General features: G+C 63.0%; 21 protein-coding genes. 11 read left to right on the forward strand and 10 right to left on the reverse strand.

Features of this window, described 5'->3' with window-relative positions:
• The first annotated feature begins 118 nt into the window (after positions 1 to 118).
• The 4 genes from NMG46_RS12205 (at position 119) to rpsP (ending at position 3911) form a co-directional block, all read left to right on the forward strand.
• Positions 119 to 1087 carry a type II CAAX endopeptidase family protein gene (locus NMG46_RS12205; protein ID WP_254817888.1) on the forward strand — a complete coding sequence of 323 codons (969 nt, stop codon included), beginning with the start codon at positions 119 to 121 and terminating at the stop codon, positions 1085 to 1087.
• 410 nt (positions 1088 to 1497) lie between these two features.
• Entirely contained in the window at positions 1498 to 3126 is a 1629-nt protein-coding gene (gene ffh / locus NMG46_RS12210) for a signal recognition particle protein (RefSeq protein ID WP_254817889.1), read from the forward strand.
• Positions 3127 to 3133: 7 nt separating this feature from the next.
• On the forward strand, positions 3134 to 3460 hold the full coding sequence (locus NMG46_RS12215) for a chorismate mutase (protein ID WP_254817890.1): 327 nt from the start codon (positions 3134 to 3136) through the stop codon (positions 3458 to 3460).
• 49 nt (positions 3461 to 3509) lie between these two features.
• Entirely contained in the window at positions 3510 to 3911 is a 402-nt protein-coding gene (rpsP, locus tag NMG46_RS12220; protein WP_254817891.1) for a 30S ribosomal protein S16, read from the forward strand.
• 70 nt (positions 3912 to 3981) lie between these two features.
• Here the strand turns inward: rpsP and NMG46_RS12225 are convergent, their stop codons facing one another.
• Both NMG46_RS12225 and NMG46_RS12230 read right to left on the reverse strand, forming a co-directional pair.
• A complete protein-coding gene (locus NMG46_RS12225) occupies positions 3982 to 4245 on the reverse strand; it encodes a YMGG-like glycine zipper-containing protein (RefSeq protein ID WP_023680734.1) in 264 nt (87 codons plus the stop codon).
• Positions 4246 to 4387: 142 nt separating this feature from the next.
• Entirely contained in the window at positions 4388 to 4798 is a 411-nt protein-coding gene (locus NMG46_RS12230) for a DoxX family protein (RefSeq protein ID WP_254817892.1), read from the reverse strand.
• Between the two features lie 377 nt (positions 4799 to 5175).
• Here NMG46_RS12230 and NMG46_RS12235 point away from each other — a divergent pair, with 377 nt between their 5' ends.
• Entirely contained in the window at positions 5176 to 5460 is a 285-nt protein-coding gene (locus NMG46_RS12235; RefSeq protein WP_368389295.1) for an ACT domain-containing protein, read from the forward strand.
• Between the two features lie 185 nt (positions 5461 to 5645).
• Here NMG46_RS12235 and NMG46_RS12240 read toward each other — a convergent pair whose 3' ends face one another.
• Together NMG46_RS12240 and NMG46_RS12245 are read right to left on the reverse strand one after the other, a co-directional pair.
• A complete protein-coding gene (locus tag NMG46_RS12240) occupies positions 5646 to 6680 on the reverse strand; it encodes an aspartate-semialdehyde dehydrogenase (RefSeq protein ID WP_254817893.1) in 1035 nt (344 codons plus the stop codon).
• A 106-nt stretch (positions 6681 to 6786) separates the two neighbouring features.
• On the reverse strand, positions 6787 to 6936 hold the full coding sequence (locus tag NMG46_RS12245; RefSeq protein WP_254817894.1) for a hypothetical protein: 150 nt from the start codon (positions 6934 to 6936) through the stop codon (positions 6787 to 6789).
• Positions 6937 to 7137: 201 nt separating this feature from the next.
• Here NMG46_RS12245 and NMG46_RS12250 point away from each other — a divergent pair, with 201 nt between their 5' ends.
• The 3 genes from NMG46_RS12250 to NMG46_RS12260 all read left to right on the forward strand — a co-directional run bounded on the left by NMG46_RS12250 (position 7138) and on the right by NMG46_RS12260 (position 10539).
• Positions 7138 to 8985 carry a DEAD/DEAH box helicase gene (locus tag NMG46_RS12250; RefSeq protein ID WP_254817895.1) on the forward strand — a complete coding sequence of 616 codons (1848 nt, stop codon included), beginning with the start codon at positions 7138 to 7140 and terminating at the stop codon, positions 8983 to 8985.
• 87 nt (positions 8986 to 9072) lie between these two features.
• Positions 9073 to 9786 (forward strand): DUF805 domain-containing protein, encoded by a 714-nt coding sequence (locus tag NMG46_RS12255; RefSeq protein ID WP_254817896.1) that lies wholly within the window; start codon positions 9073 to 9075, stop codon positions 9784 to 9786.
• A 108-nt stretch (positions 9787 to 9894) separates the two neighbouring features.
• The gene (locus NMG46_RS12260) at positions 9895 to 10539 is read left to right on the forward strand and encodes a DUF805 domain-containing protein (RefSeq protein WP_254817897.1); all 645 of its coding nucleotides are present in this window, start codon (positions 9895 to 9897) and stop codon (positions 10537 to 10539) included.
• Here NMG46_RS12260 and NMG46_RS12265 read toward each other — a convergent pair.
• From NMG46_RS12265 to leuD, 6 genes are all read right to left on the reverse strand, one after another.
• Complete coding sequence (locus tag NMG46_RS12265) at positions 10529 to 11014, reverse strand: GNAT family N-acetyltransferase (RefSeq protein WP_254817898.1); 486 nt, start codon at positions 11012 to 11014, stop codon at positions 10529 to 10531. The two genes, NMG46_RS12260 and NMG46_RS12265, sit on opposite strands and share 11 nt — an antisense overlap.
• A gap of 4 nt (positions 11015 to 11018) precedes the next feature.
• The gene (leuB, locus tag NMG46_RS12270) at positions 11019 to 12122 is read right to left on the reverse strand and encodes a 3-isopropylmalate dehydrogenase (RefSeq protein ID WP_254817899.1); all 1104 of its coding nucleotides are present in this window, start codon (positions 12120 to 12122) and stop codon (positions 11019 to 11021) included.
• A 139-nt stretch (positions 12123 to 12261) separates the two neighbouring features.
• Entirely contained in the window at positions 12262 to 12612 is a 351-nt protein-coding gene (locus NMG46_RS12275) for a VOC family protein (protein WP_254818072.1), read from the reverse strand.
• A 51-nt stretch (positions 12613 to 12663) separates the two neighbouring features.
• A complete protein-coding gene (locus NMG46_RS12280) occupies positions 12664 to 13047 on the reverse strand; it encodes a RidA family protein (RefSeq protein WP_254817900.1) in 384 nt (127 codons plus the stop codon).
• Positions 13048 to 13366: 319 nt separating this feature from the next.
• Positions 13367 to 14278, reverse strand: a complete 912-nt coding sequence (locus tag NMG46_RS12285) for a hypothetical protein (RefSeq protein WP_254817901.1) — start codon at positions 14276 to 14278, stop codon at positions 13367 to 13369.
• A gap of 46 nt (positions 14279 to 14324) precedes the next feature.
• Positions 14325 to 14930 (reverse strand): 3-isopropylmalate dehydratase small subunit, encoded by a 606-nt coding sequence (gene leuD / locus NMG46_RS12290; protein WP_254817902.1) that lies wholly within the window; start codon positions 14928 to 14930, stop codon positions 14325 to 14327.
• A 155-nt stretch (positions 14931 to 15085) separates the two neighbouring features.
• On the opposite strand from leuD, the gene NMG46_RS12295 reads away from it, so the two are divergent.
• From NMG46_RS12295 to NMG46_RS12305, 3 genes are all read left to right on the forward strand, one after another.
• Entirely contained in the window at positions 15086 to 15511 is a 426-nt protein-coding gene (locus NMG46_RS12295; protein ID WP_254817903.1) for a GNAT family N-acetyltransferase, read from the forward strand.
• A 92-nt stretch (positions 15512 to 15603) separates the two neighbouring features.
• Entirely contained in the window at positions 15604 to 15915 is a 312-nt protein-coding gene (locus NMG46_RS12300; RefSeq protein ID WP_254818073.1) for a helix-turn-helix transcriptional regulator, read from the forward strand.
• Positions 15915 to 16358, forward strand: coding sequence for an SRPBCC family protein (locus NMG46_RS12305; RefSeq protein ID WP_254817904.1), 444 nt, complete (start codon positions 15915 to 15917; stop codon positions 16356 to 16358). Before NMG46_RS12300 ends, NMG46_RS12305 begins: the two co-directional genes overlap by 1 nt.
• Positions 16359 to 16365 lie beyond the last annotated feature (7 nt).

Here is a 16365-nt window from a genome sequence, read left to right on the forward strand (position 1 = left end):
GGCGGCCGCTCGCACTGCCGACATTGCCACACGCCGGTACTGCCGCTGCAATACCGGTTTCCACATTGCGGCCGATGTTCTAGACCTTGCGAGCCGAAGCAACAGCCAGCGAGCCCGCGTGACGATCGACCCAACCGCCTTCCAACAGTACCGGCACACCACCAACAACAAGACCACTTTGCCGCGGCTTCCGCTTGGAGCGGTGGTCGTCATCCTGTTCTGGCTCGGAACCACTGCCGCCGTGCTGTTCGGCGGCACATATGCCTTTGCCGTTTGGCAGGCGTCATCTGGCACCGCCTCGCCAGGTGGAGGAGCGGTGCAGGATTTCATGGCCTCTCGTGCGGGCATCCTCGCGGCGCTGGCTTCATTTGCCGGAATCTGGCTCGGCCTTTGGGCTGCAATGCGCTGGATCCATCGCGAAAAGCTGACCGCCCTGATTGGCGTCAGCCGGCGCATTTCCTGGGCGGGATTCCTGAAAGGGCTGACCGCGGTGCTGATCACCTCGCTGCTTTCCGAGATCCTGCTTTATGGTTTGCAGCCCGACATCGCGCGCGGCGCGATCGGCCTGTCCGCGTGGCTTTTGTTCCTGATCCCGATCGCCGCCCTGACCTTTCTGCAGACCTCGTCGGAGGAGATGCTTTTTCGCGGTTATCTGCTCAGGGGCCTGGCGAGCCGGTTCCAGAACCCTTTCATCTGGGCGCTGCTGCCGGGATTGCTGTTCACCTCCCTGCACTGGAGCCCAGGTTCGAGCGCCGCCATCAATGCCTGCGTGCTGGCCTCGATCGCCGCCTTTGCGCTGTTGCTGACCCTTCTGGTCTATGCGACCGGCAATCTCGGTGCCGGCTTCGGCGCCCATCTCGGCAACAATCTGACCGGTTTCCTGCTGATTTCGCACCAGCAAAGCTATAATTCCTTCGCCCTGTTCAACGCCAAGCCGCTCGAATCCGCCGGCTGGACGACTTTAGACGCCGTCCTCATCGCCGTGATCGGCATCGTCAGCAGCCTGTTGACTGTTCTGTTGCTTTTGCATCCGCGCTCACCGCTGAAGGTCGAGCCGGATATGCCGCTCGCCGGCGGCGTGCGCTGATGCGCCTTGCCTGGCCGCCCCGAGCATATTTGGCGCAAAGCCTGACCAAAGCTTGACTCTGCGGCCGATTTCCTGTCTACACGCCGCGAAATCCGCGACGAGTATTCCTCCGAGCAGACCGACCGGGACGCCGAAACCTCCTTGAGGTGAAGTGCTGTAAATCGATCCCGGAGGCCAACACCCGGCAGCGCTGTGCGCCCCCGGGTGCTTTTTGGCTTTGGGCTTTTGCCCGGACCGGCTTTTGTTTGGACAGTTGGCGCGAACGCATTACCTCTCGGGCACATCCGGGTGCCAGGGAAAAGGAAAAAGAATGTTTGAATCGCTACAGGAACGCACAAGAAGCGTGGAGGGCCATCGGCCCGACAGGGATCAAAATCAATCCAAGGCGCTGTCGCGCGGTGGGTTGACCAATGTTTGAGTCCCTGCAAGAGCGCCTTGGTTCGATCCTGAACGGCCTCACCGGCCGCGGCGCCTTGTCGGAGGCTGATGTCTCGGCGGCGCTGCGCGAGGTGCGCCGTGCGTTGCTCGAGGCCGACGTGGCCCTGGAAGTGGTGCGTTCCTTCACCGACAAGGTGCGCGAAAAGGCCGTCGGTGCCGCCGTGGTCAAGTCGATCAAGCCCGGCCAGATGGTCGTCAAGATCGTCCATGACGAATTGGTCGAGATGCTCGGCGCCGAGGGCGTCGCCATCGATCTCAATGCACCGGCTCCGGTCGTCATCATGATGGTCGGCTTGCAGGGTTCCGGCAAGACGACGACCTCGGCCAAGATCGCCAGGCGCCTCACCGATCGTCAAAACAAGAAGGTTTTGATGGCCTCGCTCGACACGCGGCGTCCCGCCGCACAAGAGCAGCTCCGCCAGCTCGGCGAGCAGGTCAAGGTCGCCACATTGCCGATCGTCGCCGGCCAGACGCCGGTCGACATCGCCCGCCGCGCCGTGCAGGCGGCCAAGCTCGGCGGCCATGACGTCGTCATCCTCGACACTGCCGGCCGCACCCATATAGACGAGCCGCTGATGGTCGAGATGGCCGACATCAAGAAGATGTCGTCGCCGCACGAGATCCTGCTGGTTGCCGATTCGCTGACCGGCCAGGACGCCGTCAATCTGGCAAAAAGCTTCGACGAGCGCGTCGGCATCACCGGCCTCGTGCTGACCCGCATGGATGGCGACGGCCGCGGTGGTGCGGCGCTCTCGATGCGCGCCGTTACCGGCAAGCCGATCAAGCTGATCGGCACCGGCGAAAAAATGGACGCGCTGGAGGAATTCCATCCCAAGCGTATCGCCGACCGCATCCTCGGCATGGGCGACATCGTCAGCCTCGTCGAAAAGGCGGCCGAGAACATCGACGCCGAGCAGGCGGCGGCGATGGCCAGGAAAATGCAGTCGGGCAAGTTCGACCTGAACGACCTCGCCGGCCAGCTTCAGCAAATGTCGAAAATGGGCGGCATGGGAGGCATCATGGGGATGATGCCCGGTATGGGCAAGATGAAGGACCAGATGGCCGCCGCCGGTCTCGACGACAAGATGTTCGGCCGCCAGCTCGCCATCATCTCGTCGATGACCAAGGCCGAGCGCGCCAACCCGGATATTCTGAAGCACTCGCGCAAGAAGCGCATCGCCGCCGGCTCGGGCACCGACGCGGCCGAAATCAACAAACTGTTGAAGATGCATCGCGGCATGGCCGACATGATGAAGGCGATGGGCGGCAAGGGCAAAGGCGGCGGCCTGATGCGCGGCATGATGGGCGGCCTCGCTTCCAAGATGGGGCTCGGCGGCATGATGCCTGGCGGCCCAGGCGGTCCCGGAGGCGGCATGATGGGCGGCGGCATGCCGGATCTCTCCAAGATGGACCCCAAGCAGCTCGAAGCCTTGCAGAAGCAGGCGCAGGCGGCCGGGCTCGGCGGCATGAAGGGCCTGCCCGGCGGTCTTCCCGGTGGCGGTGGCCTGCCTGGGCTGCCCGGCGGCATGAAACTTCCCGGCCTGCCGGGCGGTGGTGGGCTGCCAATGCTTGGCAAGAATGGCCTCGGCAAGAAGAAGTGAGAGCGCCATGAACGAAGAGAAGGACATGGCGGACGCACGTGCGGCGCTGGCCAATTATCGCGCCTCGATCGACAACATCGACGCGGCGCTGATCCACATGCTGGCCGAGCGCTTCCGCTGCACCAAGGCAGTCGGCGTGCTGAAGGCGGAACATGGCCTGCCGCCTGCCGACCCGGCGCGCGAGCAGGAGCAGATCGCCCGTCTTCGCCAACTGGCCAAGGACGCCCATCTCGACCCGGATTTCGCGGAGAAATTCCTGAACTTCGTCGTCCGCGAAGTGATCCGCCATCACGAGCAGATCGCCGCATCCAACGGCGTGACGAAAACCGGCTGAGGACCAGCCACCAACCGATCAACCAAATCAGAGCTTTAGGAGAAGAGAAATGCCACTGAAAATCCGATTGGCCCGTGCGGGCTCGAAGAAGCGTCCCTATTACCATGTCGTCGTCGCCGACGCGCGTTCGCCGCGCGACGGTCGTTTCATCGAGTCGCTCGGCTCGTGGAACCCGCTGCTGCCCAAGGACGGCGAACGCGTCAAGGTCGACGCCGAGCGCGTCAAGCATTGGCTGTCGCATGGCGCCCAGCCGACCGACCGCGTGCTGCGCTTCCTTGATGAAGCCGGCATCGCCAAGCGCGAAGCCCGCTCCAACCCGAAGAAGGCCGAGCCCGGCAAGAAGGCGCAGGAGCGCGCAGCCTTGCTGAAGAAGGCGCAGGAAGATGCCGCCGCGGCCGTAGCCGCCGCTGCAGCCGCGCCGGCCGAGGCGGAAGCCGCCAGCGCCGAATAAATCATCTCCACCACCACGAAACGGCGGGCCTTGCCCGCCGTTTGCTGTTCGTCCGCATGGTGCGGCCTGATCAATAGCCCTCGGGGCAACTCGCAACGTACACACGACCGTTACGATCGCGATAACGGCACTGGCCGCTTTCGCTGGCACGGCCGATCAGCGCACCGGCCAAAGCGCCGGCCGCACCGCCGATCACCGCGCCCTTGGTTGGGTTGCCGGCCACCGCAGCGCCGACCGCCGCACCGCCCAGGCCACCAACTGCCGCGCCTTGCTCAGTGCGGGAGCAGGCACCGAGCGGTACCAGCAAGGCCATCAAGATCATCACCTTTTTCATTGTCGTTCCTCTCCAACAGGGTGCCGTCCTCGCCGCTGCACCTCCTAACTCGCAACCAGGCGATTTGATCCAAAGAAGAAGATCGGCTGCCGCCCGGCGCTCTGGCGGCGTGGCCACCATCGAACGGCTTTCGAAGTCGCCGCTATTGGTTGAATGGGAACAACCCGCGCACCCTTGGATCGCGCAGATACAGGCCACCCCAGAGGATGGCGCCGAGATAGACGCCGAACAGTATGTGCGAGAACAAAGGGCTACCGATCCGCACATGCGTGGCGACGGCGCCGCCGAGATAGGCGGTGAGCAGGATGGCGCCGAGCACCGAGGTGCGCGGCAGCGCGTAAAGCGCTGTCGAGACCAGTCCAATGATGCCGAGCATGCGCGAGACATTGGCATCGGCCGGCCAGCCGAGCTGCACCATGGTCTGGGTGACGATTTCGAGCGGCGGTAGCTTGATCACGCCGTCGAAGATCATAAACAGCACGACGACGGCGCTGAGCACGCGGCCGGCCCACAAGGCACGCGATGAGACGGGTGCTGCCTGAGACATGGTCATTGATGTTCCCTCCGGTCGTTGTGAGCACTGGCTCCTCCGCCAGCTCGAACCAAGGACGCGGCCCGTGACGGCGATCCGACACGCCTCCAGTTTTTTCACTCCAGCGGCGAACCTTGGGTGTGTACGTTCAGTCAGCAACGAACCTGGCCAAGTCCACCTTGCGGGGTGAGGTGGAGGGCGTTATCGAAAATCCATAGAAGTGTCTTCGAGCGCTCGACGCAGCAGCCGCCTAGTCGCACAACGAAAGCAATCGATGGCCGGAGAGACCGACCTGAAACAGTTGCTGGCGGCAATGACGCCGGAATTGCTTGCCGGGGTTCATGTGTTTCACCACGTTGCCACCCGATGCGCCCGTTCCCGACAGGCTCCACCCGGTGATGCTATTTCGCGAGCGCGAGGGCATGACGCTGATCGTGCATGAAGACCATGCCAAGGCCGCTGGACTGAAAACCGTGTTCCGCTGCCGGATGCTGACGCTCAACATCCATTCGTCGCTGGACGCGATCGGCTTCCTCGCCGCCATCACCGCACGGCTGGCCGCGGCCGGCATCGGCGTCAATCCGGTCTCGGCCTTCTACCACAATCACCTGTTCGTGCCCGCCGACCGGGCGGAGGAGGCGCGGGAGTTGCTGTTGGACCTAGCGGAGGAGAACCGGCTGTGACGCCGGCACCTTGCTGCCTATTTGAGACGCCTGCGCTGCCCCTCATCCTCCTGCCGGAACCTTTTCCCCGTGAGCGGGGAGAAGGGCGCTAACGGCCGAAGGCCGTGCCTGCGACCGCAGGCCGCCGGTCGTCCGGCGCCCCGCGGAGGCCAGCCGCGTTAGCGGCGATACGGCCGTGAGCGAAACTACGCCGCCTTCTTCTTTGGCTGGATCAGCCCGCGCTCGACCAGCATCTCGGCGATCTGAACCGCATTGAGTGCCGCGCCCTTGCGCAGATTGTCGGAGACGATCCACATCGACAGGCCGTTGTCGATGGTCGAATCCTCGCGGATGCGCGAGATGAAGGTGGCGTCCTCGCCGGCCGATTCCAGTGGCGTGATGTAGCCTCCGTCCTCGCGCTTGTCGATGACCTGGCAGCCCGGCGCCTCGCGCAGGATCTCGCGCGCCTCATCGGCGGTGATCGGCTTTTCGAACTCGATGTTGACCGCTTCCGAATGACCGATGAACACCGGCACCCGCACGCAGGTCGCCGTCAGCTTGATCTTGGGGTCGAGCATCTTCTTGGTCTCGGCCACCATCTTCCACTCTTCCTTGGTGAAGCCGTCGTCGAGGAAGACGTCGATATGCGGGATGACGTTGAAGGCGATACGCTTGGTGAACTTCTTGACGTCGACGGTGTCGGCGACGAACACCGCGCGCGTCTGCGTGAACAATTCGTCCATGCCTTCCTTGCCGGCGCCGGAGACCGACTGGTAGGTGGCGACGACGACGCGCTTGATGGTGGCAGCGTCATGCAGCGGCTTCAGCGCCACGACCAGCTGCGCCGTCGAGCAGTTCGGGTTGGCGATGATGTTCTTGCGCGTGAACAGCGAGATCGCATCCGGGTTCACTTCCGGAACGATCAGCGGCACGTCCTGGTCGTAACGGAAGGCCGACGAATTGTCGATGACGACGCAGCCCTGCTTGCCGATCTTCGGCGACCATTCCTTGGAGACGTTGCCGCCAGCCGACATGATGCAGATGTCGGTGTCTGAAAAATCATATTGGTCGAGCGCCCTGACCTTCAGCGTGCGGTCGCCGAACGACACTTCCGTGCCCTGGCTGCGCCGCGAGGCCAGCGCCACCACCTCGCTCACCGGAAAGCCGCGTTCCTCCAGTATGTTGAGCATTTCCCGGCCCACATTGCCCGTGGCGCCGACGATCGCAACCTTAAAACTCATCGAAATCTCCTGTCCCTCTCCGCTCGGTTTCTGGAGAAAACCCGCCGGCCGATGCGGGTTTCAACCCCCGGGCCGGACCCGGGAGAGGGTGGTTAGGCCAAGGGAATCAGACCGTTTTGGTGGTCGTTTTGCCGGTTTTTTTGAGCAACAACGTGGGTTTGCTGGAACGAGGAGACGCAGCGACGCACCCGGCCCAATGGTTCGCATTGGGGCCGGGGATGTCGAATGCAAGGAGCGCCATCAGAAGGCCGCGCATCGAAACTATCCCGTTCGGTGCCGGCTTTTACGCGGTTTGCGTCCAGAGTCAATCGCAACCAGGCCGACCCGCCCGCCCTGTACAATGCCAGCGGCACCAAGTACGAACGGGTATCGTCTGGCTCGTGGCGCCCGTCCGTGGCGCTTGCCGACACTTGACCCGTCGCCGGGTATTTAAGAATCCGAATTTCGAAAGAGCAAGATGTCCAATTTCGAAGCTATCGTTCCCGCGCTGGCAAAGGCGCTGGAAAAACGCGGCTATGTCGAGCTGACGCCGGTGCAGAAGGCGGTTCTCGAGCTTGGCCAGGCCGATGCGCTGGTTTCGGCCCAGACCGGCTCCGGCAAGACCGTCGCCTTCGGGCTGGCTTTGGCGCCGACCCTTCTGGACGGCGCGGAACGCTTTTCCCACAGGGCGGCACCCCTGGCACTGGCCGTCGCGCCGACGCGGGAACTGGCCCTGCAGGTGACGCGCGAGTTGGAATGGCTTTACGAACTGACCGGCGCCACGGTGGCGTCCTGCGTCGGCGGCATGGACATGCGCACCGAGCGGCGCACGCTGGAACGCGGCGCCCATATCGTCGTCGGCACGCCCGGCCGCCTGCGCGACCACATCACCCGCAACTCGCTCGACATGTCGGCGCTCAAGGCAGTGGTGCTCGACGAAGCCGACGAGATGCTCGATCTCGGCTTTCGCGAGGATCTGGAATTCATCCTCGATGCTGCCCCTGCCGATCGCCGCACGCTGATGTTTTCCGCCACTGTGCCGCGCTCCATCGCCACGCTGGCCAAGGGCTACCAGCGCGATGCGGTACGCATCTCGGCTGGTGGCGAGGAGAAACAACATCTCGACATCGAATACCGGGCGCTGAGCGTCGCCCAGGCGGATCGCGAAAACGCCATCATCAACGTGCTGCGCTTTTACGAAGCCAAGAACGCGCTGGTGTTCTGCAACACCCGCGCCGCCGTCAACCATCTGACGGCGCGCTTCAACAACCGCAACTTTTCCGTCGTGGCGCTGTCCGGCGAGCTTAGCCAGAACGAGCGCAGCCACGCGCTGCAGGCGATGCGCGACGGCCGCGCAAAAGTCTGCATCGCCACCGACGTCGCGGCACGCGGCATCGACCTGCCCAACCTCGAACTGGTCATCCACGCCGACTTGCCGACCAACCCGGAGACGCTCCTGCACCGAAGCGGGCGGACGGGACGGGCAGGACGCAAGGGCGTCAGCGCGCTGATCGTGCCCAACAATGCCCGCAGGCGCACCGAACGCCTGCTGCAAAGCGCCGGCCTTGCAGCGACGTGGGCGAGCCCGCCTTCGGCCGACGACGTCTTGCGCCGCGACGACGAACGCATCCTCGCCGACCCGGTCTTCAGCGAGCCGGTGGCGGACGATGAGCGCGGCTTCGTCAACGCGCTTCTCGCCCAACGTGGCGCCGAACTGGTGGCGGCGGCCTTCGTGCGTCTCTGCCGCTCCAGCCGCTCGGCGCCCGAGGATCTCTTGGAGGTCGCTCCGTTCACGCCGTCGGGCGACAGACCCGCTGGCGACAGAGCCGCCCGCCGCGACGAGCCACCGAGCCGCCGCGACGATTTCGGCGACAGCGTCTGGTTCTCGCTGTCGGTCGGACGCCGGCAGAACGCCGAGCCGCGCTGGCTGATCCCGATGCTGTGCCGGACAGGCGGCATTTCCAAGCGCGAGATTGGCGCGATCAAGATGCAGCCGGAGGAAACCTTCGTGCAGATCGCGGCGGACTGGGCCGAGCGCTTCCTCGCTGCGATCGGTCCCGACCGCAAGCTGCAGGGCAACATTGCGGTCAACCGGCTGGACGGCACGCCGGATTTGTCGCGAGCCGGTTATCAGGAACCGCGGCCCGACAAGAAGCCCCACCGCGGCAAGCGCACCTTCGATCAGCATGCGCCCAAATTCGAGAAGCGCGCACCGGCCGACCAGCGCCCGGCATTCGAGGCGAAGCCCTGGGCCGGAAAACCGGCCAAGGCGAAGTTCGAAGGCGGACCTGCGAAACACAAGAAATCGAAGAAACGGCCGGGGTAAATAGCCAACACTCTCCATTTCCGCACGCCCTTGCGGTCTGCCGGAACTTTGCACACTCTGGGGCAGGGAAATGGGGGTGGGCAGGACATGCGCGGCGAAGTTCTTCATTACGACGAAGACCAGGGTTTTGGTTTCATCACCGGAGCCGACGGCAACCGCTACACTTTGGCGCGCGAAGATTTGCGCCGCGAAGCATCGGTTGCCGGAGGTACGACCGTCGAATTCCAGCCGGCTGGCGGACGGGCACGCGATGTTTTTTCGATCCGCGCCCAACCTCGCAGTGCGCCTGCCGACGCCTCCACTGCAACCGCCGTGCCATCTCAGGCCGGCAATGCGCCAGCGGCATGTCAGCCGCAGCATTTCGGCCGTTCCGCTGAGCAAAGTCCGGCCGAATCCGCCGGCCTGTGGAACGATTTCTGGCTGGGTCTAACCGAGAATTACTTCAACTTCGCCGGCCGTGCCCGCCGCAAGGAATATTGGGGGTATTGCCTGTTCTGGACGATCGCGCTGATCGTGGTCATAGGCATCGGCGTCTTCATCGACGACGCCATGGGCAATCTCGACAACAGTGAATTGCCGGCAGTGACGGTCGGCCTTTTCGGCCTCTTTCTACTGGCGACAGCCCTGCCGTGGTTCGGGCTGAACGTGCGTCGCCTGCACGACATCGGCCTGACCGGCTGGCTCTTCCTTCTTTTCCTGATCCCGACCTTCGGCATCGTGATCATCCTGATCTTTGCGCTGATCCCGACCCAGCCGCGTGAAAACCAGTGGGGTCCGGTGCCGGCAGGCGTCAGGGTTTAGCCGGCGCCGCGCCTCGCAGCCGCTCCATTCGCACATGTCATGCGTGCATATTGCAATTGAAAACAACCTTGGATAGTATCCGTACGGCACAGTATTTGGGGGCAAGCAATGCGCGGCGCGATTTATCATTATGACCAGGATCAGGGTTTCGGATACATCAATGGAACCGACGGCAAGCGTTACATCGTCGGGCATGAGGATCTGAGTCCCGGCGTGGCGTTGGTCAGAGGCGCACCCGTCGAGTTCCAGCCGGACGATGGGACTGCGCGCGCCGTCATTGCAGGAAGGCCAAGGGCTGCCGAATCCCGCAGCCTCATTCCCAACGGCGTTGAACCTGCCCAATCCACCGGATTATGGGCTTATTTCTGGCGCGCATTCAAAGTGAGACATGTCAGCTTCACCGGCCGCGCCCGCCGCAAGGAATTTTGGGGCTTTTTTCTGTTCACGCTGATCGTGTTCTTCGCGCTTTTTGCGTTCGGCGTCCTCATCAATGCAGCGATCACAGCTGTCAGAGGCGACCTGGAATTTGGAGCTTTGGGTTATGCGCCAGCCTTCGTGTTCCTGCTACTGACTGTCCTGCCGTGGTTTGCCCTTATGGTACGACGCCTGCACGACATCGGCCTGAGCGGCTGGTTCGTTTTGCTGTACTTCGTTCCCGGCTTCAACACGCTGGGTCTGTTGGCGCTTGGGCTTATCCCATCCAAGGTCGGTGAAAACCTTTGGGGGCCGGTGCCGGCGGGCGTCAGGGTTTAGCGATCGCCTTCAGCGCCTCGCTCGAAAGTCTGAGGAAGACCTTCCGGGCCTGGCGCTCCGCGCCGAGCCCGACGTAGAAGCGCAGCGCACGCTCGTTCCAGTCCTCGGCGGTCAAGTCGATGCGGCCGATGCCTTCGCGCAGGCAATGGCCGGCAAGGAATGCCATCAGCGCTCGACCGACACCGCCATTGCGGGCATCATCGCGTACGAATAGGTCCTTGAGGAACAGCAGCCGCTCGAGATCGATGCCGGGATGCGCGATCGCAACCGAGGCCAGCCCGCAAACTTCACCATCGACGAAGGCGAGCGCAAAATGCGGATAGGCCGGACTTTCGTCGCCAAGCCATTTCTGCGCCGCCGACAAAGCTTGGCTGGCGTCGAGTGGCGGCTGCCGGTAATGCACTGCCATTTCGCAAAGCATGGCGGCGAGTGCGGCGGCATCCCCGGTCGTCGCCCAGCGGACGTCGACCGACACGGGATCAGCCCAGGAACTTGGCGATGATCGCGTCGCCCATCTCAGCGGTGCCGACCTCGGTCATCCCCGGCGAATGAATATCCCTGGTGCGCAAGCCCTGGTCGAGAACGGCGGCGATCGCGCCTTCCAGCCGGTCGGCCTCTTCAACCATGCCGAAGGAATAGCGCATGCACATGGCGAAGGAGGCGATCATGGCGATCGGATTGGCGATGCCCTTGCCGGCGATGTCGGGCGCCGAGCCGTGCACCGGCTCGTAGAGCGCCTTGCGCTTTTTTGTCTTCGCATCCGGCGCGCCGAGAGAGGCGGACGGCAGCATGCCGATCGAGCCGGTCAGCATGGCGGCGATGTCGGACAGCATGTCGCCGAACAGATTGTCGGTGACGATGACGTCGAACTGCTTCGGCCAGCGCACCAACTGCATGCCGCCGGCATCGGCCAACATGTGATCGAGCTTGACGTCGGCATAGCGCGCCTTGTGCGTCTGGGTGACGACCTCGTTCCACAGCACGCCAGATTTCATCACATTGCGCTTTTCCATCGAGGTGACGTGGTTCTTGCGCGTGCGTGCCAACTCGAAGGCAACGCCCGAAATGCGCTCGATCTCGAACGTATCGTAGACTTGGGTGTCGATGCCGCGCTTCTGGCCGTTGCCGAGATCGATGATCTGCTTCGGCTCGCCGAAATAGACGCCGCCGGTGAGCTCGCGCACGATGAGGATATCGAGCCCTTCGACCACCTCCTGCTTGAGCGAGGAGGACGCCGCCAGCGCCGGATAACAAATGGCGGGTCGAAGATTGGCGAACAGCTCCATGTCCTTGCGCAGCCGCAGCAGACCCGCCTCCGGGCGCACCTCGTAAGGCACCGCATCCCATTTCGGTCCGCCGACGGCGCCGAACAGCACTGCGTCCGCGGCCATCGCCTTGGCCATGTCGGCATCGGAGATCGCCGCGCCATGCGCGTCATAGGCGCAGCCGCCGACAAGGCCCTCATCGGTGACGAAATCGCTGCCGAGCCTGTCGTTCATGGCGGCGATCAGCTTCTTCACCTCGGCCATCGCCTCGGGGCCGATGCCGTCGCCGGCAAGCAGGAGAAGATTTTTCGAAGCCATGAGAACCGTCCCGATTGTTTAGCGCATGAACGCGGCCTTGCTAAACGCCAAGCAGCCGGCGCGCAAGCCTGCGGTTCATAGCATTGGACCCAAAAGTGGAGACCGGTTTTGGGAGAATCCGATGCTCAAGCCAAAACGCCTACAGATGCGAAAGAATATTGACCAGCCTGCCGAACGGGTCGCGTACGAAGAAGCGCCGCACGCCCCAGGGTTCGTCCGCCGGACCATATTCGATGGCAAAGCCGGCCGTCCTCATGCCTTCAAGCGCGGCATCGACGTCGTCGACTTCGATAGAGATGTCCGGCACCGACGTTCCTGATCCCCCTTCGGCCATGAAACTGACCTGCACGGACATCGTCTCTTGCGAGCCGTAGGTAGCGATCCAGCCCATATCCATCTTGAGATCGAGGCCGAGCACATCCTGATAGAAGGGTTTTGCCGCCGCGATATCCTGCGTGTCTATGTTTGCAACGATGCGCCTGACCTTCACCATTGGCCGATCCTCATGCTAACCGTGTCGTTGTCGCAACCGTGGCAGGCATCAGGCTGTGCGCCGCAGCGCCGTCACCTCGATCTCGATCTTCATCTCCGGCTTGTTGAGCTGGCACACGATCATCGTTGCCGCCGGCCTGATCTCGCCAAAGGCCTCGCCGAGGATCGGGAACACCACATCCACGAAAGCCGCATCGGTGATATAGTAATGTGCCCGCACCACATCGGCCATCTCGAAGCCGCCGTCTTGCAATGCCTTGGCGATCGTCGCCAGGCAATTGCGCGTCTGCGCCTCGACCGTCTCCGGCATCGTCATAGTGGCATAGTCGTAACCGGTCGTTCCGGAGACGAAACACCAGTCGCCCTGCACCACGGCACGCGAATAGCCGGCGGTCTTCTCGAAGGGCGAACCGGTGGAGATCAGTTTTCGCATGGGGCGGCCTCGTTGGGTTGCTGAGCGTCGTCTAGCAGAGGGGCCGGGCGGGTCATGAGCCAAGCTAGGCAAATTGTTGTCACGAGGCGGCAAGACGCAAACCTTGGAGATTGGCCGGAGCATCTATCCGTCGTCATCCTATGGTGGAGCAAGGAGCGTAGCGACGCAGCGTAGACCATAGATCCATGCCGAGACATCATGGGCTTTGCCACGGTGCAGAATTTCTGCTCAGCCGCGCCTTCCGACAACGGTCGCGGCATGGATCCTCGGCTCAAGCCCGAGGATGACGAATGCGCAGTTGCGACCCCTTGTCGAAACCTTAATTCGCCGACCCCAGCGCCTTGTCCAGCGCTTCCTTGACGTCGGCCGGCCATGTACTCACCGCCGGCCACGCGTCCGGCTCGGGCTTGTCGCCGCGGCGGGCGAAATAGAGCTTATGGTTGACCGGGTCGACGGCCATGAAACCGTCATTGCCGCCGCAATCATGCGGCACGCAGCCGCTGGCAAAAAAGGCGCCCGAAGCGGTCTCCGCAGTACCGCCGCCGACCAGCAGGCTGGTCGCCATGTCGGGCATGTCCTTGCCGAGCAGCGTCTCGGCTAGCCTGTAGACGGCCTCGTTGTGAAAGGCATCAATGATGTTGTCGTATTTCGACGGATCGACGTCTTTCCAGTCCGTGCCAGGCTCCGGCATGTAGGTCAGATTACCGGACGTCGTCAGCCCGTCCGTCGGCGACCATTGCAGCGCCGGCTTGGAATCGCCCGGCAAAAGATAGGGTACGAAATAGATGGCGCTGTCGGAGATCGCGGCCGGCGGTGCGCCGCATTCATCCTGCTCGACCGTGGTCGTCTGGATCGTGCCGCCTTCCGGCTTCCACACGATCACCTTGGCTGGGCCGCATTGATTGCCGCCGTCGCCGACATCGACCAACGCCACCTTGACGCCGCCGACCTCGACGATCTTGTCGAAGAAGACGTCGTAATTGCGCGCCAGCTCCTTGCCGTCGAAGGCGAGCACCCGTTCCCCGTACTCTTCCTCCTGGGTGATGGTCAGCTGGCCGCCCTCGAACGGGATCGGCGCCTGTTTGTCATTGTCGGCAGCAGCTGTGTCGCTGGCGCCTTGATCTGTCGCTGGCGCCTCGGTGGTGGGCGTCTGCGTCTGGGCATAGACGCTCGCCGCTGGCAGCAGTATCAGCGGCAGTCCGCAGGCAGCGGCAACAAGCAAGCGTGTCATCACATCCCTCCCGGACTTAGGCCGACCGTCGGCGCGGCTTTAGAGCCTATGCCCAGGGGCGCTCAGCAGCATTCTTCTTCTCGAACGAAGCGATGGCGCCGGCCTTCTCCATGGTCAGACCGATATCGTCGAGCCCGTTGAGCAGGCAGTGGCGCTTGAACTCGTCGAGGTCGAACTTGACCACGCCGCCGTCCGGCCCGCGGATTTCCTTGGTCTCGAGATCGACCGACAGCGTCGCGTTGGAACCGCGCGAGGCATCGTCCATCAGCTTCTCCAGGTCTTCAGCGCTGACGGTGATCGGCAGGATGCCGTTCTTGAAGCAGTTGTTGTAGAAAATGTCGGCGAACGAGGTCGAGATGACGCAGCGGATGCCGAAATCGAGCAGCGCCCACGGCGCATGTTCCCGGCTCGAACCGCAGCCGAAATTGTCGCCGGCGACCAGGATCTGCGCCTTGCGGTAGGCCGGCTTGTTGAGCACGAAGTCCGGATTTTCCGAACCGTCGTCCTTGTAGCGCATTTCGGCGAACAAGCCGGTGCCGAGCCCGGTGCGCTTGATCGTCTTGAGATAATCCTTGGGGATGATCATGTCGGTGTCGACATTGACGATCGGCATCGGCGCGGCGACGCCGGTGAGCTTGGTGAATTTTTCCATGGTTCTTGCCCGTCTTCTTCTCGTTGCGGGGAATTGCTGGCGCCCGGTTTACACAAAGCCGCGGGCAAATAAAAGGCGGCTGTTTCCGGACTTCCGTCGTCGATCGAAACACAAAACGCTTCAAAACCACCGGCCCATGGTGCACTTTTATCGACATGACAACGCGATCCACGATCCTTTACGCCAGCGAACCGGGCCTCGGCATCGCCGAGTTCCGCCGCGTGCTGGTGGAATCCGGCCTCGGCGAGACACGGCCCGTCGATGACAACACTCGATTGAAGGCGATGTTGTCAGCGGCCAATTTGGTGCTCACCGCGCGGCTCGACACAGAAGGCAAGCCGCTGGTCGGTGTCGCTCGCGGCATCACCGACTTTTCCTGGGTCTGCTATATCTCCGAGCTCGCTGTTTCTGCATCGGCGCAAGGGCTGGGTATCGGCAAGGGTCTGATGGATGAGGCACGCCGGCAACTCGGACCGTCCGTCGCCATCAGCCTGATCTCCATGCCCGACGCCGTCGGCTTCTATGAGCGTATCGGCATGGAGCGCATGCCCAACGCATTCTGGTTCGCCCGCAAGCGCTGAAATCCACTTTCAGCGATCTCAGCCTGCGCATCCTCGGCCAAGGTTCTGCCTCTTGACATGCAACCAGATGGTTGCATATTAGGGTCATGAGCATGGATGCCGTCTTTCGCGCCTTGGCCGACCCGACACGTCGGCGATTACTGGACAGCCTTCATGCAAGGAACGGGCAGACGCTGAACGCGCTGTGCGGTGAGATGGACATGACGCGCCAGGCGGTGACCAAGCATCTGGCGATCCTGGAAGCAGCAAACCTCGTCACCACCATCCGCAAGGGACGCGAGAAGCAACATTATCTGAATCCGGTTCCCATCAACGAGATCGCCGAACGCTGGATCGGCAAATTCGAGCGGGGGCGACTGGGCGCCCTCAGCGATTTGAAGAAACGCCTCGAAAGGGAAGACTGATGAGCAACATTTTCGTTTATGTCACCTACATCCGCACCTCGCCCGAAAAACTCTGGCAAGCGCTGACCGAGCCGGAGTTCCAGCGGCAATATTTCCTCGGCGCCCAGATGCTAAGCGACTGGAAACAAGGTTCGGCGTGGAAGATGGTTTACACCGACGGCCGCGTCACCGACAGCGGCGAGGTCCTCGAGATCGATCCACCCAAGCGCATCGTGCTCAAATGGCGCAACGAGTTCATGCCCGAGGTCAAGGCGGACGGCTACACACGCTGCACCTTCGCCATCGAGCAGGAGGGCGAGATGGTGAAGCTCGCCATCACACACGAAGCCGATGGACCGCACAAGCTGCTTGGCCATGTGGCGAACGGCTGGCCGCTCATCCTGTCCAGCCTGAAGAGCCTGCTCGAAACCGGCAAAGGCCTGTCGCGCCCGGCGTCGAAGTGAGGTTGTT

This window comes from Mesorhizobium sp. LMG 17147 (assembly GCF_024297145.1).
Taxonomy (GTDB): domain Bacteria; phylum Pseudomonadota; class Alphaproteobacteria; order Rhizobiales; family Rhizobiaceae; genus Mesorhizobium.

What these genes read in the sequence shown, in the direction of transcription:
- ffh (WP_254817889.1), top strand. Translation starts at nt 1,498, where the DNA reads ATGTTTGAGTCCCTGCAAGAGCGCCTTGGTTCGATCCTGAACGGCCTC.
- NMG46_RS12215 (WP_254817890.1), top strand. Translation starts at nt 3,134, where the DNA reads ATGAACGAAGAGAAGGACATGGCGGACGCACGTGCGGCGCTGGCCAAT.
- rpsP (WP_254817891.1), top strand. Translation starts at nt 3,510, where the DNA reads ATGCCACTGAAAATCCGATTGGCCCGTGCGGGCTCGAAGAAGCGTCCC.
- NMG46_RS12225 (WP_023680734.1), bottom strand. Translation starts at nt 4,245, where the DNA reads ATGAAAAAGGTGATGATCTTGATGGCCTTGCTGGTACCGCTCGGTGCC.
- NMG46_RS12230 (WP_254817892.1), bottom strand. Translation starts at nt 4,798, where the DNA reads ATGACCATGTCTCAGGCAGCACCCGTCTCATCGCGTGCCTTGTGGGCC.
- NMG46_RS12235 (WP_368389295.1), top strand. Translation starts at nt 5,176, where the DNA reads ATGCTATTTCGCGAGCGCGAGGGCATGACGCTGATCGTGCATGAAGAC.
- NMG46_RS12240 (WP_254817893.1), bottom strand. Translation starts at nt 6,680, where the DNA reads ATGAGTTTTAAGGTTGCGATCGTCGGCGCCACGGGCAATGTGGGCCGG.
- NMG46_RS12245 (WP_254817894.1), bottom strand. Translation starts at nt 6,936, where the DNA reads ATGCGCGGCCTTCTGATGGCGCTCCTTGCATTCGACATCCCCGGCCCC.
- NMG46_RS12250 (WP_254817895.1), top strand. Translation starts at nt 7,138, where the DNA reads ATGTCCAATTTCGAAGCTATCGTTCCCGCGCTGGCAAAGGCGCTGGAA.
- NMG46_RS12255 (WP_254817896.1), top strand. Translation starts at nt 9,073, where the DNA reads ATGCGCGGCGAAGTTCTTCATTACGACGAAGACCAGGGTTTTGGTTTC.
- NMG46_RS12260 (WP_254817897.1), top strand. Translation starts at nt 9,895, where the DNA reads ATGCGCGGCGCGATTTATCATTATGACCAGGATCAGGGTTTCGGATAC.
- leuB (WP_254817899.1), bottom strand. Translation starts at nt 12,122, where the DNA reads ATGGCTTCGAAAAATCTTCTCCTGCTTGCCGGCGACGGCATCGGCCCC.
- NMG46_RS12280 (WP_254817900.1), bottom strand. Translation starts at nt 13,047, where the DNA reads ATGCGAAAACTGATCTCCACCGGTTCGCCCTTCGAGAAGACCGCCGGC.
- NMG46_RS12285 (WP_254817901.1), bottom strand. Translation starts at nt 14,278, where the DNA reads ATGACACGCTTGCTTGTTGCCGCTGCCTGCGGACTGCCGCTGATACTG.
- leuD (WP_254817902.1), bottom strand. Translation starts at nt 14,930, where the DNA reads ATGGAAAAATTCACCAAGCTCACCGGCGTCGCCGCGCCGATGCCGATC.
- NMG46_RS12295 (WP_254817903.1), top strand. Translation starts at nt 15,086, where the DNA reads ATGACAACGCGATCCACGATCCTTTACGCCAGCGAACCGGGCCTCGGC.
- NMG46_RS12300 (WP_254818073.1), top strand. Translation starts at nt 15,604, where the DNA reads ATGGATGCCGTCTTTCGCGCCTTGGCCGACCCGACACGTCGGCGATTA.
- NMG46_RS12305 (WP_254817904.1), top strand. Translation starts at nt 15,915, where the DNA reads ATGAGCAACATTTTCGTTTATGTCACCTACATCCGCACCTCGCCCGAA.